Source organism: Huintestinicola sp. (assembly GCF_051882455.1).
In the GTDB taxonomy this organism is placed as follows: domain Bacteria; phylum Bacillota; class Clostridia; order Oscillospirales; family Ruminococcaceae; genus Huintestinicola.
Genome location: NZ_JBJERV010000012.1, coordinates 20,929 through 36,595 on the forward strand (window position 1 = coordinate 20,929; position 15,667 = coordinate 36,595).

15 protein-coding genes are annotated in these 15,667 nt (G+C 50.4%); 3 read left to right on the forward strand and 12 right to left on the reverse strand.

Annotated features, from left to right (window positions below; genetic code table 11):
- Nucleotides 1-163 precede the first annotated feature (163 nt).
- The 8 genes from ACI4J0_RS01645 to ACI4J0_RS01680 all read right to left on the reverse strand — a co-directional run bounded on the left by ACI4J0_RS01645 (nucleotide 164) and on the right by ACI4J0_RS01680 (nucleotide 8,547).
- Nucleotides 164-904 carry an immunoglobulin-like domain-containing protein gene (locus ACI4J0_RS01645; protein ID WP_439764074.1) on the reverse strand — a complete coding sequence of 247 codons (741 nt, stop codon included), beginning with the start codon at nucleotides 902-904 and terminating at the stop codon, nucleotides 164-166.
- 120 nt (nucleotides 905-1,024) lie between these two features.
- The gene (locus tag ACI4J0_RS01650) at nucleotides 1,025-1,195 is read right to left on the reverse strand and encodes a DUF1540 domain-containing protein (protein ID WP_439764075.1); all 171 of its coding nucleotides are present in this window, start codon (nucleotides 1,193-1,195) and stop codon (nucleotides 1,025-1,027) included.
- Nucleotides 1,196-1,328: 133 nt separating this feature from the next.
- Nucleotides 1,329-2,567 carry a hypothetical protein gene (locus tag ACI4J0_RS01655; RefSeq protein ID WP_439764076.1) on the reverse strand — a complete coding sequence of 413 codons (1,239 nt, stop codon included), beginning with the start codon at nucleotides 2,565-2,567 and terminating at the stop codon, nucleotides 1,329-1,331.
- A gap of 22 nt (nucleotides 2,568-2,589) precedes the next feature.
- Nucleotides 2,590-3,843 (reverse strand): hypothetical protein, encoded by a 1,254-nt coding sequence (locus ACI4J0_RS01660; RefSeq protein ID WP_439764077.1) that lies wholly within the window; start codon nucleotides 3,841-3,843, stop codon nucleotides 2,590-2,592.
- A gap of 99 nt (nucleotides 3,844-3,942) precedes the next feature.
- Complete coding sequence (locus ACI4J0_RS01665; RefSeq protein ID WP_439764078.1) at nucleotides 3,943-4,764, reverse strand: alpha/beta hydrolase; 822 nt, start codon at nucleotides 4,762-4,764, stop codon at nucleotides 3,943-3,945.
- 25 nt (nucleotides 4,765-4,789) lie between these two features.
- Nucleotides 4,790-5,857: a leucine-rich repeat domain-containing protein gene (locus ACI4J0_RS01670; RefSeq protein WP_439764079.1), complete on the reverse strand. Its 1,068-nt coding sequence runs from the start codon at nucleotides 5,855-5,857 to the stop codon at nucleotides 4,790-4,792.
- Nucleotides 5,858-5,877: 20 nt separating this feature from the next.
- The gene (locus ACI4J0_RS01675; protein WP_439764080.1) at nucleotides 5,878-7,146 is read right to left on the reverse strand and encodes a hypothetical protein; all 1,269 of its coding nucleotides are present in this window, start codon (nucleotides 7,144-7,146) and stop codon (nucleotides 5,878-5,880) included.
- A gap of 24 nt (nucleotides 7,147-7,170) precedes the next feature.
- Nucleotides 7,171-8,547 (reverse strand): D-alanyl-D-alanine carboxypeptidase family protein, encoded by a 1,377-nt coding sequence (locus ACI4J0_RS01680; protein WP_439764081.1) that lies wholly within the window; start codon nucleotides 8,545-8,547, stop codon nucleotides 7,171-7,173.
- A gap of 189 nt (nucleotides 8,548-8,736) precedes the next feature.
- Between ACI4J0_RS01680 and ACI4J0_RS01685 the strand changes: the two genes are divergently transcribed.
- Together ACI4J0_RS01685 and ACI4J0_RS01690 are read left to right on the forward strand one after the other, a co-directional pair.
- Entirely contained in the window at nucleotides 8,737-9,315 is a 579-nt protein-coding gene (locus ACI4J0_RS01685; protein ID WP_439764082.1) for a TetR/AcrR family transcriptional regulator, read from the forward strand.
- A gap of 4 nt (nucleotides 9,316-9,319) precedes the next feature.
- Nucleotides 9,320-11,623 carry a PEP/pyruvate-binding domain-containing protein gene (locus ACI4J0_RS01690; RefSeq protein WP_439764083.1) on the forward strand — a complete coding sequence of 768 codons (2,304 nt, stop codon included), beginning with the start codon at nucleotides 9,320-9,322 and terminating at the stop codon, nucleotides 11,621-11,623.
- A 42-nt stretch (nucleotides 11,624-11,665) separates the two neighbouring features.
- Here ACI4J0_RS01690 and ACI4J0_RS01695 read toward each other — a convergent pair whose 3' ends face one another.
- From ACI4J0_RS01695 to rpiB, 4 genes are read right to left on the reverse strand one after another with little or no spacing between them, the layout of a single operon-like run.
- A complete protein-coding gene (locus tag ACI4J0_RS01695) occupies nucleotides 11,666-12,253 on the reverse strand; it encodes an inorganic diphosphatase (RefSeq protein ID WP_439764084.1) in 588 nt (195 codons plus the stop codon).
- A 4-nt stretch (nucleotides 12,254-12,257) separates the two neighbouring features.
- On the reverse strand, nucleotides 12,258-13,244 hold the full coding sequence (locus ACI4J0_RS01700) for a glycosyltransferase family 2 protein (protein ID WP_439764085.1): 987 nt from the start codon (nucleotides 13,242-13,244) through the stop codon (nucleotides 12,258-12,260).
- 39 nt (nucleotides 13,245-13,283) lie between these two features.
- Nucleotides 13,284-13,919 (reverse strand): uracil phosphoribosyltransferase, encoded by a 636-nt coding sequence (gene upp, locus ACI4J0_RS01705; RefSeq protein WP_439764086.1) that lies wholly within the window; start codon nucleotides 13,917-13,919, stop codon nucleotides 13,284-13,286.
- 20 nt (nucleotides 13,920-13,939) lie between these two features.
- Nucleotides 13,940-14,377 (reverse strand): ribose 5-phosphate isomerase B, encoded by a 438-nt coding sequence (rpiB, locus tag ACI4J0_RS01710; RefSeq protein ID WP_439764087.1) that lies wholly within the window; start codon nucleotides 14,375-14,377, stop codon nucleotides 13,940-13,942.
- 350 nt (nucleotides 14,378-14,727) lie between these two features.
- Between rpiB and thrB the strand changes: the two genes are divergently transcribed.
- Nucleotides 14,728-15,615, forward strand: a complete 888-nt coding sequence (gene thrB, locus ACI4J0_RS01715; protein ID WP_439764088.1) for a homoserine kinase — start codon at nucleotides 14,728-14,730, stop codon at nucleotides 15,613-15,615.
- Nucleotides 15,616-15,667: the final 52 nt, after the last annotated feature.

The following is a 15,667-nucleotide window of genomic DNA, read 5'->3' on the forward strand; positions in this document are numbered from 1 at the left end:
CTCGCCGCAGGGCGTTCCCCGCCGGCGCGGAGACAAAGCAGCAGTTCCGCACAAACCTACAGCGCGACCTCGCCGCGGGGCGCCCCCCGCCGCCGCAGGGCGTCCCCCGCCGGCACCCGCAAAAATACCCCGGGAGAAAGCTCCTCGGGGTATGATATTATATTCACTCCACCTCAAACTCCGCTCTGAACGTGCAGGCGTTCCAATAGTCGGTGTCGGGAATTACCGTTTTGCTTATGCGGTAATTGCCTTCGGGAAGCTCGCCGTATAGCCATTCCCAGTTTATATCGTTCCTTGTTTCCTTATCGGGGGAAATGAGGTCGGCTACGAGACACCAGCCGTAATCATCAATAACTGTTTCGCAAAGCTCCCAGCCGTTTTCGGTCCTGTGCTCTATGTAATAGGAAGGACCGGCTCCAAGCTCTGCGGCGGGAGGTTCTCCCGAATGGGTGTAAACCAGGGTGAGCCCTGTGGGGGTCACATTCTCCGCTGACAGGGAAAGCCCGAAATCGCATTCACGCTCATACTCCGTATCCGCTTCGGCAAATACATACCAATCGTCCTTGTAAAGCACATCTATGGTCATAGGCTCGGTTCCGTTCTGCCAGCCGCCGACACCGCTGAAATTCGCCTGGCCGTTTTTTCGGGGAAGCTCGTTTTCGGGAATTATCTCTGGGAATTTTCCATCCGTATTTCCGCATCGGGGAGCATTGTTTATCTCTCCCGTATTTTCATACAAAAGTCCACTTACCATAACATACTGCTTTGTCGGGACGGTTTCCTCGGTCATCTCCGAAACGGAAATAATGTTATTTTCGTGGGCAGGCACATTCTCTTCGGGGGCGGAAGCTGCTTTGCAGGCAGTAAGGAGCAGTGCCCCGCATATGGCTGTGAATTTTTTCATAAGCTCATCTCCTGTTTTTCCTCTCACTTATAATACAACTCAAAAATGGTAAATGTTTCAATATGTAAAAAAATCCCTCCCTGTCATTGCGGGCAGGGAGAGACATTTTGGTTTATCCCATTACTGGCAGCCGCTCTTGCATACAAAGGACATACAGTCGGTGCACTCGGGAACGGTGGGGTTAGCCTCGTGTGTTCCTACCTTGATGGTCTCGAGAGAGCAGTAATGCTCATTTGCAAGGTTGTACTTGCAGCTTGATACATCGCACTTGATAGAGCTATTCTTTGTCATTTCCTTATCCTCCGAAAATATATATTATCGTCAGATGTGTATTGAGCTTCGGCATTCAAAATCCAATGCACATCGGCGTAATAATATTATTTTCGGAAAAAGGTTTTATGATACTCGGAAAAATTTTGAAAAATCAGTACTTATCTGTCAGCAGAGAAGAGTAACCGCTGCTGCTGCGAATGTAGCCAACATAATAGAGCTCCCCATCTGCTTCATATAATCCCTCAGCCCACAGCTTACCGCTTTCCTCGTCACCGAAGTCAGAGGAAAGGCACTGTTCAAGGCTTTCATTGGTCTGCGAAGCAGGAATACCTACAATGGAGACATCACAGGGAAGAGACTCTCTGTCAAGTATCCTCCAAAAACAGATGGGAGCATTTTCCGCGCTCTCCTCCTCCTGTCTGACGCTCTGACATACCCCCACATACCGCCCCTTGTATAAAACCAGATAGCAGTCGTGAATAAGGCTGTCAGGGTTATGCACATTCACTCCCTCATAAGGCATGGTCTCGCAGTACACAAGGGAAATGTCTGTGTTTTCAAGCTCGCCGACGGTTATGTTTGCGGGGCAGGAAAAGTATCCTATGACAATGCCTTTTTCCGAAAAGGCAGCCGCCTCGTCAAATTCCGCCTTTTCACCCGCAAGGGGCGGCAGGTCGGTCATTCCCTCGAAATCATCATAGGGAACATATTCGCAGAGAGCTTTATTTGCCTCAAGCTCTGTACAGTTCAAGGCAAAAATAAATACTCTGTTTATTTTGGGGTCAAATACCGCCATCTCTCCGCTGTCGGTGACATAGAAATATGTTGTGCCGATATCCGAGAGGTTGGTATCAGTTTCAGACGGCTTGCCGAAAGCATTTTCCAGCGTTTTCAGATTGCTGTTTTTCGCTTCTCCCAGACTCCATTTGCAGATGCCCGAGCTTATCATCATACCAATGATAACTCCTTCTTCCTCGGAAACGCCCCTTCGGTGGGCAATGTAAACATCTCCAAGCTCGCTTTCACCGAAGGCAAGCACTCCCGTAAACATGGAAAAATCATAGCCGTCAAGCTTGTATTCATCGCCGTAAATCACCGAGAAGCCTTCGGGCAGGTCGCATATCATAAGGGGCAGGGCAATGCGGCTGTTGTTTATGCGGATATCATGAATGGCACTTCTGAGCTTTTCGCTGTTTTCGGCGTTCATTGTTTCCGCGGAGAAACCAAACTTTTTTCCAAGAACTTTTTCTGCCGTATCCGAGCCGAAATTGTCCGACACGTGTGCATACTTTTTATACACCCAGGAATGCGGCGCTTTGATCGGCAGGGGCATAAAGAACAGGGCAAACAATATGATGGCAATAATTTGCAAGGTTTTACGTTTTTTCATGTTTGTTCCTTCCGTAAAAAGGTCATTCGCTTATAGGTTCGGTGATAAGGGCGGATATGCCGCTGTTTCGGGAATAGAAAACCAGGAATTTCTGACCCTCAAGCTCGCAGGCTTCGTACATCACAAGGCTGCCGTCATCTTTCAGCTCGCTGTTTTCAAAATGGTCGGCAATGCTTTGGGTATCCGCGGAAACCGGTATTCCCGCAAGGGAAGCGTCGCAGGGGATATCCTCCCTGCCGTTTAAGAACCATGCATATATCACACCCTCACCCACAGGCAGGTGTGACTTTCTCATTGCCGTTACGCTGCCGAAATATCTGCCCTTATAAAGCAGGATATATTTGTCGGAGACGCTTTCCGTATCTTCTATGGGAGCGGTCTCGCGGTGGATAAGGCTGATATCGCCGTCAAGCTCGCTTATGGGTATGTATGGGGCGCAGGAAAGCTCGCCTATGGTAACTGCGCTGTCATTTAATACGGACAGGGCTTCAAATCTCCGGGGCTCTCCCGTCAGCGGCGGAAGGTCGGGCATATTGTCAAAATCATTGTATGGAACATACTTACAGAGGGCTTTGTTTTCCTCAAGGCGGGTGCAGTCAAGGGAGGCTATCATCACCGAGGAGGCTGCGGGCATAAAACGGGCAAATTCGCCGCTGTCCGAAACATAGAAAAGGTCGGGAACATTTTCGTCCGAAGAGGCTTCGGCGGAGGGGGTGCCGAATATCCGTTCAAGCTCCGAGGGGCTGCATATATCCGCTTCTCCCGCGCTCCATTTGCATTTGTCCGAGGAGAGGGTCACAGAAAAGATAACTCCCTCGGCTTCGCCTGCTCGCCGTTCTTTGAGCAGCACGAGGTCGGCAAGCTTTTCGCCGCCCTTTATAACGGCTCCGCCGTCACTCATTGCTATGCGCTCGCCGCCGAAGATAAGCTCGCCGTCAAAATACATATAATCCTCATTAAGCCTTTCGCCCTTTTCGTACTGCACCTGAAAGCCTTCGGGCAGGTCGGAGACAAGCACGGGCAGGGCAATGCGGCTGTTGTTTATGCGGATATCACTGACGGCGGCTCGGAACTTTTCGCTGTTTTCCGCCGACATTACTGTGACGCTTTCAAGCTCTTCGCCAACAGCTTCGCGAATTGTTTCCGAGTCTATATTATCCGAGGTATGGGAATATAATTCATAGGGGGAAAGGGGCTCCTTTTCGTGCAGACAGGCGGTGAGGGTCATGGAAATTAAGGCGGCAAAGAGCATTGCTGTAATTTTTTTGAAATTCATCGGCAGCTGTCCTTTCGCTCGTATGTTCTAAAATTTACAATTTATCCATTGACATTAGGGAACTAATGTGCTATAATTATTCTGCAAGGGGCGGTGGTATTATGATCTATTCTTTGAAATATCGTTATCTTGTTCCCAGCGGAGGGCGAGGGAGAACCACTGTGCGGCAACAGGATTTATATATCGGGGGTCGTTGTTTTTTATGGTGGTGGTGTCGCACATTGCTATGCCGTGGCCGCCTTGGGGGAAAATGTGAAGCTCAAAGGGAACTTTTTTTGCTGACAGGGCAGATGCGAACATCAGGCTGTTTTGTACGGGGACAACGTTATCGTCGGCGCAGTGCCATATAAAGGTCGGGGGAGTTTTTTCCGAAACGTGGTCCTCCAGAGAGGCAAGGGCTTTGAGCTCATCGGTGGGGGCTATGTTTTTTGCGGACAGGGGGTGGGTGTATTCTCCCGCTGTAATGACGGGGTAGCAGAGTATCATTTTATCGGGGCGGATATTTTCCGAAAAAAGCTTTTCATACCTCTCGTAATGTACCCCCAGGCTTGCGCAGAGATGTCCTCCTGCGGAAAAGCCGCAGAGTATTATCCTGCCGTCGCAGGAAAGGGCTTCGGCATTTTTCCGGATATACTCCACTGCTGACGCAAGCTCTAAAAGGGCTGTGGGAAAGGGCTTATCCACGCAGCTGTACTCAAAGACAAAGCCGTTATAGCCGTGGGAATACCACCTTGCGGCACAGGGTTCGCCCTCTCTTTTTGAGCAGTGCTCATAGCTGCCCCCGGGGACGGCTATGAGGGCGGGGAATTTTCTGCCGGGGTCTGTGTCGTGGATAATGCAGGTGAGCGAGGGGGAAAGTCCCTCTCCCGGAATGCCCGATCTTTCATAGGGCGGGGTAAGGCTTACGGTGAAGGTTTTCATTGTGATGTTCCTTTCGCGGAGAATGTTATTCGCTGTGGGAAAGCTTTTCCTTGCAGTAGTACACATCGTGGTCGAGGCTGCGGTACCATGCGAAAAATTCCTCCCGTTCGCTGTCGCTTATATTATCGCAGCGGTACATTCCCACATCATATAGCTTCGGCAGGGTCATAAGGGGGGATATGCTTTTTATGGGAGTGTAGCTGAGCTCGGCTTTTTCCAGAGCGGTATTTCCCGAAAGAGGGGAAATGTCCGCCACGTCTGTTCCGTACAGGTCTACTTCCCTCAGCTTCGGCTTATCCGCAAGTGCGGAGATGTCCGAAAGCAGTTTTTCCTTTTGATGGTCATGATTCTGAGAGGCGTCAAATACCTCAAGGTCAGTCATATTTTTCAGTGGGGATATGTCGTACACGTCTGTGCCGATGATATACAGCTCGCGCATTTTTGTACAGCCAGAAAGACAGCTTATGTCGCTGACCTTCGTTCCCCTGATATCCAGCCGCTCAAGGGAGGTGAGCCTTTCAAAGCCCGTCAGCTCGGTCAGACCTTCGCCGCAATACAGTTCCAGCTCTCTGAGGGTGGTTATCCTGCTTATATTTCCCGTGCTGTCCATATGGTCATAAATGTACAGCTTTTCAAGAGAGGGGAAGCTTCCGTCAAACTCTGCTCTGACATCGCTGTCCGTATCAAGCCATAAAAGCTTCAGACCGTTCATACGGCTCAGGGGGTCAAGGCTCTCGGGGCTTACCCATTGGAATACCAGCTTTTCAGCATTGATATCCGAGATGTGTTCAAGCTCCTCAAGGGTCAGGCTGTGGTCCGTCAGCAGGCAGAAGCTGTTTTCTTCCCAATATTCTGCGTGGTTTTTTGATATTTCCTTTGCCGAAAAGGGGCGGATATAGAGGGCGGAGCAGCTGTCGGGAAGCTCGGAGACGGTACATACGAATTTTGTATTGCCTGCGGTAAAGCTTTCGCGGGAATAACGGGATATAATTTTCTGTATATTCAGGCATAGACAGGTTATGCACAGCACCAACCCGAAAATATACCCGATAGTTTTAAGAATTTGTTTTGAGGAAAGCTTTTCACCACTCATAATATGCCGCCTCCTGTATGTCAGTTTTCTTTTGGGGGCTTCTTTACGGAGCAAAGGGCGGTAAAGCCTTTCTTGAAGCCCAGTATTCCCTTGGCGGTATCGGGGCGCATGGGTTCATCGCCGCAGACTGTGACGATACCTGTGCAGCTGCGGGTGACAGACTCCCATTCGGGGCAGTCAAATGCCTTCGGGGCGCAGAGGAGTATCACGTCATACTGGGCGGAAAGATATTCTGTAAGCTGCGCATATTCGGGGGAGGAAAAAACTGCTGCGGGGGAGGAAACGCTTTTGCTGTCGGCGATCACGTCCACGCCCTTTCTTGCGTTTATGTTGAGGGCGTCCCAGACAGTGCAGCTGCCCGAAATGATATCCGACAGGCTGCCCTTGGGGGTCAGTTTGAAAAAACGGGCGGTTTCGGGCTTTTGCAGGCGGCAATCTATCAGCGCTGTGCGATGACCGTTCTCGGCTAAGGCACAGGCAAGGTAGGCGGTTATTTTTGTTGCGGGGGAAATTTCCGAGCCCGATGTGCGGAAGTCGGGGGCTATGGCTATTATTCTCGGGGGCTTGCTGCCGCTTGCCGAGATAAGCTGCTCTGCGGCTTCCTTATATCCGCTTTTTTCCAGACCCTCGGGGGCGGAAAGGGGCAGTTCGCCTAAGCTTACAGATGAACGGCAGGCGTCCTCGATATATTCCTGCATTGTGAGGGCATATTGATAATCGTTTTCCGTATCGGCTTTTTCGGGGCGGTAGCGCTGAGGTCTTTCCGAGCCTGCGCCCGTCATGAGCAGAAAGCAGACAAGTCCTGCTCCGAGTCCTGCGGAGATGGCTATGGGGATATAGGGCAGGGCGGGGGTATGGGGCATATCAAAATAGGATATGACCTCAAAGGGGGGGATATCTTCGCTCTGTTCTGCGAGACAGAGAATATTTATAAGGATTATGGGGGCTTCGGAGGGGGAGGGGAGGTCTTTTAAAATTATTTCCGCTCCCGAGCTTGCGCCGAGCCGTTCCACCGACAGGGAGGCTTTCAGCTCCTTGGCGGAAAGTCCCGATGCCGCTCCTGCGCTTGTGAGGAAGTCTTCCTCGGTAACGGCTTTTCTGAGGGAGGAAACGCTTCTTGTGACCTCGGTATTTACAACGCCCTCTGTGGAATTTGTTTCCGTAAAATAGATGAGCGCCCGTCCGTTTTCGGCAGGCTCTGCCGAAAAAAGGCAGAAAGCCCCTGCGGCGGCAGCTGTTATAACTGCCGCAAGCAGGGGATATAGAGCCTTTTTTATTCTTCGGGACATTGCCTGACTCTCCTTAGCTTTTCATCAGAATTTTCTCTTTCTCTTGACCCGTCTGTGCTTCTTTTTCTTCTTTGATACCGCAAAGATTATTATGTATATCACTATCAGTCCCGCGGCTATGGCAGCGGCTGCCACGAACCAGCCCGAGGATATGAACTGCTTTGCCTTATCCCAGCTGTAGGCAAGCTGAGAAAGGGTAACATCGTCCTGCGCCGCAAGGGGTATGGAGCATACCTCCTCTCCCGACATGGAGAGGGAATATGTGCCGAAGACCTGTCCCTTGGCGATGGGAGCGGTTATGGTGCCGTCCTCGTTCAAGAGGCTTTCGTCTATGGTTATTTTCTCGGTGAGACGGGAGGTGTCAACTGTCCTGAGCCACATACAGCTGTAGCTTTCCGAGGTCACCAGGCGGACGAAATCGCTGTTTTCGCCAAATCTTACCTGAAGCTCGGTTATCTCCTGATTGGACTGGACTATCTGCTTATATTCGAAATTCTCGAATGCCCATTCGTAGAGCATTTTATGGTCATCGTAATGGTGATACACAGACTCGCCGTTTTCATCATACATGGGTGAGCCCATTGTTACCAGAAGGTAATTATTTCCGTCCCTTGAGCCCAGGGTCACAAGGTTTCTGCCCGATTCGTCCAGAGTTCCCGTTTTAAAGCCCTTGGCGTACTGGTAATAATAGCTGCTGGAGCGGTTGAGCATACTGTTTGTGTGGTAGATATGCGCCCAGCCTTCGCCGTGGACGTTGGTGGCGTGCATCTCATACTCGGGGGTGGTGGCTATTTCTACAAGCTTGGGGTAGTTTTCAACTGCATACTTGGCTATGAGCGCCATATCGTTTGCGTTGGTGTACTGCTTATCGTCGTAAAGTCCGTGGGGATTTACGAAATTGGTGCCTGTGCAGCCTATCGCCTTTGCCTTGGCGTTCATCATATCTATGAAATTGGCGGTGCTTTCGCCGCCTACGTGGTAGGCAAGCACTCCCGCAGACTCGCAGGCGGATTTGAGCATAAGAGAATAGAGCAGGTCGGTGACGGACACTACCTCTCCCCTCTCAAGTCCCACTGCCGAGGCATTCTGTCCGTAAAGCTCGTCAAACACCGCAAGGGGGGCTTCAAAGTATGTATTGTCAAGGTCGCTCACGTTGTCCAGGACTACCATTGCGGTCATTATTTTGGTCAGGGAGGCGGGGTACATTTTTTTGTCCGCATTTTTTGTATATACCACAGCGTCCTTGTCGAGGTTTATCATTACCGCAGCTTCGCTGGAGATCGTAAAATTCGGGTTGAAGGTAACTGCCGAGGCAGGATATGAAAACAGCGTACACAGCATACTCATAAGCATTATGGCGGCTATGAGAAGCGGAGCGGTGCGTTTTTTTCGGAGTGTCATTTTTTATCTGTTCCTTTCATTGATTTTTTGCTGTAAAAGTCTACACTCTTATATTATACCAAATCCCATCGGAAAATGGAAGGGCTTTTTTGATTTTTTACAGGAAAAATTAAAGGGCTATTGACAGCAGGGTTTGTATATGTTATACTGATAAAAATTGAACGCGTTCAATAATATGGAGGCAGGCATATGAAAAAGGACGAAAAGCTGGGTATCACCAAGGAAAAGCTTAGAAATGCGGCGGCGGAGCTGATGAATGAATGCTCCGACTGTTCGGAGGTGACTTCAAGGGCTATTGCGGAGAGGGCGGGAGTGCGGCTCTCAATGATAAACTACTGCTTTGGCTCGAGGGAGGCGCTGCTTTTTGAGGCTTTTTCCCGTAACGAGAAGGACTACAGAGATGACCCGAGGATAAAAAGCATTATCTGCTCGGAGCTTTCCCCGAAGGAGAAGCTGCGGAAAATGCATTATGCGGCGGCGGAATTTCTCATAAAGGAGTACAAGTTCACTAAGGCGGTGACGGGATATGTGCTGCTGCACAGGGACCTGTCAAAGGAGCCTTCGAGCCTGCCCTTTATAAGGGCGCATTTCGGCGGGCGGAAGAGCGAGGAGGAATGCAGGGTGATCGCATATGAGCTTTCGAGCATGATGCAGCTTGTAATTTACAGGCTTGAGGATTTTGCGGGGTTTTCGGGGCTTGACCTCAGAGACAGCAAGCAGCTTCACAGGTTTATTGATATGCGGATAGATATGCTTCTGGGAGAGTGATATTATGAGATACATATTTTCATTTAAGGATATTTCGGAGGACGTGAGCCCTTTATGCGGCGGAAAGGGTGCGTCTCTTGCAAGGCTTACCGAAATGGGGCTGCCCGTTCCCGAGGGGTATGCAGTCATTGCCTCTGCATTTGAAGGAGAGATCATTCCTGCGGCTATGGGCGAGCTGGAAACGCTTATCTCAAAGCTTTCGGACAAGTTTACCTATGCGGTGCGCTCCTCGGCTCTCTGCGAGGACGGGGACAATGCTTCCTTTGCGGGAGCATTCGAGACGGTGACGGACGTTAAGCGGCAGGACATTATTTCTGCGGTGAAACAGGTGGCGGCTTCGGCGGACAGTGTGCGTGTGAAGAGATATGCCGAAAGCTCGGGCACGGAAAGCGGCGGCATTGCGGTGGTGATACAGCGGTTTGTGCGACCCGAATTTGCGGGGGTGGTATTTACCGCAGACCCCATAAGCGGCAGCGCTGCGGTCATGACGGGGAATTACGTCAGGGGCGAGGGGGAGGCTCTGGTTTCGGGGGAGAAGAATGCCGAGGAGTTTTCCTTTAACGCTATGAAATTTTCCTACAAAGGAAATGCTGAATTTGAACGGTACGCAAAGGGGCTTTTTAAATACTGCGAACGCATAAGGAACGGGTACGGCAGACCTATGGACATTGAATGGGCGGTATCGGGGGGAAGGGTATATATTTTGCAGGCTCGTCCCATCACGTCCCTTAAACGCATGTACAGGGACAGCTTTAAGGTCAACGGCAGTCTTTCGGGGGAATATCTGCTGTCGAAAACCAATGTGGGGGAGATATTTATGCGCCCCGTTTCGCCCGTTACCTTCAGTGTGCTGGAGATAATATGCGATGCGCTGGGTATGCCCTGCTTTATTGACAATGTCTGCGGTCAGCCCTATGCAAATTTAAGCGTTATCTGCTCGCTTATGGTGGCTCTCGGGGTTCCGGAAAAGACGGTTTTCAGGAAAATAAGGGAAATTGCCGGAGAACTGCCCGAGGGTGTGAGCGTTCCCGTATTTCCCTTTGACAAGAAGAATTTCAGGAAGAAAATGAGGTCCCTTTTCTTACCGGGGGGCAAAAAAAGGTCAGGCAGCAGGGACAAGCGGGAATTTAAGGAGAGAATGATCGAAATTTCCGATGAGCTGATAAATGAGATACACCGTATCCCCGACAACAAGGCTTTGTTTGATCTCTGGGAAACAAAAGGAACTGAATTTTTGTCAGATGCTCTGGGGGCTATAATGAAGGGAGTTAACGTTTTTCCCCTTTTCGGCACGAAAAAGAAGCTGTCGGACATCTGCGGCGAGGAGATGGCAAATGAGCTTTGCTCGGGAGGTGCGGGCACTCTTGACAGTATGAAGCCATTGCTTTTGCTTGAGGACGTTATAAGTGGGGATATGTCACGGGAGGAATATGTGAGACTCTGCGGTCACAGGCACGTAAACGAGATGGAGCTTTCCGCGCCCTATCCCTATGAGGATAAAAATTTCCCCGACAATATTATTGAGGAGCACAAAAAAGCGGGGGTAGATATACATAAAATGCGGGCGGAACAGGAGAGCCGCTACAATGAAGCTGTCCGCAAATTCAAGGAGCAATATCCCCGCAAGGCAAACAAGCTCGACAGGCTGCTCCGAAGCTTTAAGGAGGCAAACCGCTCCCGTGAGGAGGTGCGGAGCAAGGGCGTGAAGCTTTTCTGCATAATGAGGGAATTTCTGCTGAGGGCAGGGGAGTTAAACGGCATCGGCGAGGATATTTTTATGCTGTATTTTCCCGAGGTGATGGGACTTCTGAAAGGCGACAAAAAGGCACTTGCGCATATTCCCGAGAGACGGGAGAACTATGAAAAATATCTTTCCTATCCCGCCTTCCCGAATCTTATTTACGGCAGGTTCGAGCCTGAAAAATGGCTTGCGGACGAGAAAAGGAGACATGATTTTTATTCGGAGAAGATCGACGGCAGCTCCCTTTCGGCGGATATCAAGGGATTTCCGGGAGCGGCAGGTGTGGTCACGGGTCGCGTAAGGGTCATTTTCAGCTCCGACTGCGCGGAGGAGCTTCTTCCCGGGGAGATACTTGTTGCTCCTGCGACGAACATCGGCTGGACGGTGGTTTTCCCCAGGGCGGCGGCTATTATTACCGACATAGGCGCGCCCCTTTCCCACGCTGCCATTGTGGCGAGGGAATTTGGCATTCCTGCGGTGGTGGGCTGCGGCAATGCCACCACGGTCCTTAAAACGGGGGATATGGTCACGGTGGATGGTGCAGGGGGAACGGTTACTAAGATATAATAAAAGGCTGTCCGAACGGGCAGCCTTAAATTTTTTATTTTATCACGCCTCTGCGGAAACAGTTTCCTTTTTCTTTTCGGGGGTCGGTTCTTTTGCCTTTCCCTTGCAGAAATAATCGATGTAGCGGTCGATGCAGTGGTCTACTATTTCGATAGCAGCCTCTCTGTCCTTTATCTCGTCAATGGCAGTCTCCTTGCCTTCAAGCTGCTTGTATACCTTGAAGAAGTGGGACATTTCCTCGAAAATATGGCGGGGCAGCTCGCTGATATCGCGGTAGCTGTTGTAGGTGGGGTCATTAAAGGGAATGGCGATTATCTTATCATCAATGGCGCCGTTATCGAGCATTGAAATAACGCCGATGGGGTAGCACCTTACGATAGACATTGACAGGATAGACTCGGAGCAGAGTACGAGAACGTCCAGGGGGTCTCCGTCCTCGGCGTATGTACGGGGGATAAAGCCGTAGTTTGCGGGGTAGTGGGTAGATGTGTAAAGCACGCGGTCAAGCTTCAGCATACCCGTTTTCTTGTCCAGCTCGTATTTCATCTTGCTGCCCTTGGGTATCTCGATAACAGAGTAGAAATTGTCCTTAACAATTCTGTCGGGTTCGATATCGTGCCAGATGTTCATAATATCATTTCAGTCCTTTCGGATTATTTTTGCGCGCGGGGCGCTTGGTTTCTTCGGTTTCCTTTATAATATAGCTGGGTCTGCCCTTTATCTCGGTGTACATTTTTGAGATGTACTGTCCGCTCACGCCCATACAGAAAAGCTGTATCCCGCCGATAAGGCATACGAGGGCAACTATAACGGGGTACCCTTCCATAGGCTCGCCGCAGATAAGGGTCTTTATGACCATAGCCGCCGCCAGCAGGCAGAAAACTATTCCCATAATAAGGGATATCCACAGGGGAGCGGTGCTGAATGCAAAAATGCCCTCAAGGGAATAAAGGAAAAGCTTCTTGAAATTCCAGGTGGTCTTTCCTGCGGCTCTCTCGGTGTTTTCCACCTCGATATACTTGGTATCAAAGCCCACCCAGCTGAAAATGCCCTTGGAGAAACGGTTCTTTTCGGGCATATCCAGAATGGCGTTCACCATCTGACGGGTCATAAAGCGGAAATCCTGAGCGCCGTCAACGATATGGGTCTGGGAAATGCCGTTGATTATCTTGTAAAAGGAACGGGCAAAAAAGGAAAGTGCCTTCGGCTCTCCTTTTCGGGAGATACGCCTTGTGGCGGCGCAGTCATATTCGCCGCTTCTTACGTAATCATACATCTGAGGGATAAGCTTCGGAGGGTGCTGGAGGTCGGCGTCAAGGATAACGCAGTAATCCCCGCGTGATCTCTCAAGCCCTGCCAGCATTGCCGCTTCCTTGCCGAAATTACGGGAAAAGGAAACATAGCGCACCCGCTTATCATTTTCCGACAGCTCTCTGAGTATTTTCAGAGTATCGTCCTTTGAGCCGTCGTTTACGAAAACAAACTCAAAGGCGAGGTCGGAGATATTCTCATTATAGTATTTTTCCTTCATACCGTCCGTTACGGCGGTTATCTCCCTGTAAAAAAGCGGGAGGGAGTCCTGCTCGTTGTAGCAGGGAACGATCACCGAAATAAGCTCCATTTTTACGAGTTCCTTTTTCTCCGGAATATGCGGGGGATATTACTTTGTGCCGTACATTCTGTCGCCTGCGTCGCCCAGACCGGGAACGATGTAAAGCTGTTCATTGAGCTCGGGGTCAACGGCTGCGCAGTATATCTGTACGTCGGGGTGAGTTTCGTTTACCTTCTTAATGCCTCTCTCGTTGGCGATGATGCACATGAACTTAACGTTCTTTGCCCCTGCCTTCTTCACGAGATTTACGGCTTCGCAGGCTGCTCCGCCCGTTGCAAGCATAATGTCTGCGATGATAACGTCTCTGTTTGCGATATCCTTGGGGAGCTTGCAGTAATATTCAACGGTACCTGTGGTCTCGGGGTCTCTGAAGGTGCCGATGTGACCCACCTTTGCGGCGGGGATAAGGTTCATGACGCCGTCCACCATTCCGAGGCCTGCTCTGAGAATGGGAACATATGCAAGCTTTCTGCCCGAGATGACCTTGGACTTTGCAATGCCCAGAGGTGTCTGCACGTCAACCTCCTTGACGGGAAGGTCTCTCATAGCCTCGTAGCACATAAGCATAGAAGTCTCGGAAACCAGCTCTCTGAACTCCTTTGAGCCTGTGGTAACATCTCTCATAAGGGAGAGCTTGTGCTGTACCAGGGGGTGGTCGATAACTGTGTATTTTAAGCTGTCCATAGTAAGAACCTCCAATTAAATTATTCGTTCTCGATAGCGGTTATCTGGTCAACTCTGCGCTGATGTCTGCCGCCCTCGAAGGAATTTCCGAGAAATGCGTCAACTATCTCGCAGGCAAGACCCGCGCCTATTACTCTGCCGCCCATACAAAGGACGTTTGCGTCATTGTGGAGACGGGTATATTTTGCCATATAGCAGTCTGTGCAGACAGCGGCTCTTATGCCCTTGCACTTGTTTGCGGCAATGGAAATGCCGAGACCTGTGCCGCATACCAGTATGGCAAGCTCAGCTCTGCCCTCTGTTACCTCTGCGCATACCTCCTTTGCCACTAAGGGATAGTCGCAGCTTGTGCCGTCCATACAGCCCATTTCCTTGATCTCAATTCCCTTATCCTTGAGGTATTTAACGACCTCCTGCTTTAATTCAAAACCTGCGTGGTCGCTTCCGATAGCTATCATTATGATCATTCCTCCGAGATTAAAATTACATTTATACATATTATATCACACCGGAAAAATATAATCAATAGTTTTTATGATAAACTTTTTGCGGGGCGGGTGACGACCCGCGGCGACATCGTTGGGGTGTTATGAAAAAATCTCTTTTGTGGCTCAATAACGTTCGAAGGCACAAATCCCCAAAATCTATCGTCGCGGAAACAAAAATGAAGTCTCACACAAACTCACAGCGCGACCTCGCCGCGGGTCGTCACCCGCCCCGCAAATGTAATAAAAATATCATTGACAAACAATGGCGGAAAATGTATAATAAAAGGCAGAAATAATCTCCCGAAAGGACAGCAAAAACCATGATACATCTCCGCATACCCGCCACCAGCGCAAACCTGGGCGCAGGCTTTGATGCGCTGGGACTTGCCCTCAGCTTTTATAACTACGTAAATATGGAGGAAAGCGACGGCTGCCATATCCGCTCTCTTGACGGCACGGAAATACCCGCAGACGAAAGCAACCTCATCTACCACACCGCAAAAACCGTCTATGATATCTGCGGAAAGCCCTTCAAGGGGCTTACCATTGAGCAGACAAACAATATCCCCATGGCAAGGGGGCTTGGCAGCTCCAGCGCCTGCATCATCGCGGGACTTGTGGGAGCCAATAAGCTTATGGGGGAGCCTCTTTCTCTTGACGAGACAGTTGACCTTTCCGCACAGATAGAAGGGCACCCCGACAATACCGCTCCTGCGCTTCTGGGGGGCATTGTTACCGCAGTCTTTGACGGAAAAAGCGTCCACTGGGTAAAGCAGGAGGTTTTCACCACCCTGAAATTCATCGCAGTGATACCCGATTTCGAGCTGAAAACCGAACAGGCGAGAGCCTGCCTGCCCAAGGAAATCTCCCATTCCGACGCAGTTTACAACCTGTCCAGAGCGGCGCTATTTTCCGCCTCTCTCCTGACGGGAAAATACGAAAATCTCCGCACCGCCGTTCATGACAGGCTCCACCAGCCCTACCGCATGGAGCTTATCCCCCATGCAAGGGATATTTTCGACATCGCCTACACAAACGGGGCATACGGCGCATACATAAGCGGCGCAGGGCCTACTCTTATGACCATCGTTGACTCGGAAAACAAATTCTTCGGGGGGAAAATGCGATTTGCTCTTGACAATATGGGGCTCACAGGCTGGGAGGTCAGGGAGCTGCATATCGACAATCAGGGCACATGTGAGTGCTGAATATGTATATCATGGTCTGCTGCAAGCTTTTGCGGCAGACTTTTTTTGCTGT

What these genes read in the sequence shown, in the direction of transcription:
- ACI4J0_RS01670 (WP_439764079.1), bottom strand. Translation starts at nt 5,857, where the DNA reads ATGAGTGGTGAAAAGCTTTCCTCAAAACAAATTCTTAAAACTATCGGG.
- thrB (WP_439764088.1), top strand. Translation starts at nt 14,728, where the DNA reads ATGATACATCTCCGCATACCCGCCACCAGCGCAAACCTGGGCGCAGGC.
- ACI4J0_RS01675 (WP_439764080.1), bottom strand. Translation starts at nt 7,146, where the DNA reads ATGTCCCGAAGAATAAAAAAGGCTCTATATCCCCTGCTTGCGGCAGTT.
- ACI4J0_RS01685 (WP_439764082.1), top strand. Translation starts at nt 8,737, where the DNA reads ATGAAAAAGGACGAAAAGCTGGGTATCACCAAGGAAAAGCTTAGAAAT.
- ACI4J0_RS01680 (WP_439764081.1), bottom strand. Translation starts at nt 8,547, where the DNA reads ATGACACTCCGAAAAAAACGCACCGCTCCGCTTCTCATAGCCGCCATA.
- rpiB (WP_439764087.1), bottom strand. Translation starts at nt 14,377, where the DNA reads ATGATAGCTATCGGAAGCGACCACGCAGGTTTTGAATTAAAGCAGGAG.
- upp (WP_439764086.1), bottom strand. Translation starts at nt 13,919, where the DNA reads ATGGACAGCTTAAAATACACAGTTATCGACCACCCCCTGGTACAGCAC.
- ACI4J0_RS01690 (WP_439764083.1), top strand. Translation starts at nt 9,320, where the DNA reads ATGAGATACATATTTTCATTTAAGGATATTTCGGAGGACGTGAGCCCT.
- ACI4J0_RS01695 (WP_439764084.1), bottom strand. Translation starts at nt 12,253, where the DNA reads ATGAACATCTGGCACGATATCGAACCCGACAGAATTGTTAAGGACAAT.
- ACI4J0_RS01665 (WP_439764078.1), bottom strand. Translation starts at nt 4,764, where the DNA reads ATGAAAACCTTCACCGTAAGCCTTACCCCGCCCTATGAAAGATCGGGC.
- ACI4J0_RS01645 (WP_439764074.1), bottom strand. Translation starts at nt 904, where the DNA reads ATGAAAAAATTCACAGCCATATGCGGGGCACTGCTCCTTACTGCCTGC.
- ACI4J0_RS01655 (WP_439764076.1), bottom strand. Translation starts at nt 2,567, where the DNA reads ATGAAAAAACGTAAAACCTTGCAAATTATTGCCATCATATTGTTTGCC.
- ACI4J0_RS01700 (WP_439764085.1), bottom strand. Translation starts at nt 13,244, where the DNA reads ATGGAGCTTATTTCGGTGATCGTTCCCTGCTACAACGAGCAGGACTCC.
- ACI4J0_RS01650 (WP_439764075.1), bottom strand. Translation starts at nt 1,195, where the DNA reads ATGACAAAGAATAGCTCTATCAAGTGCGATGTATCAAGCTGCAAGTAC.
- ACI4J0_RS01660 (WP_439764077.1), bottom strand. Translation starts at nt 3,843, where the DNA reads ATGAATTTCAAAAAAATTACAGCAATGCTCTTTGCCGCCTTAATTTCC.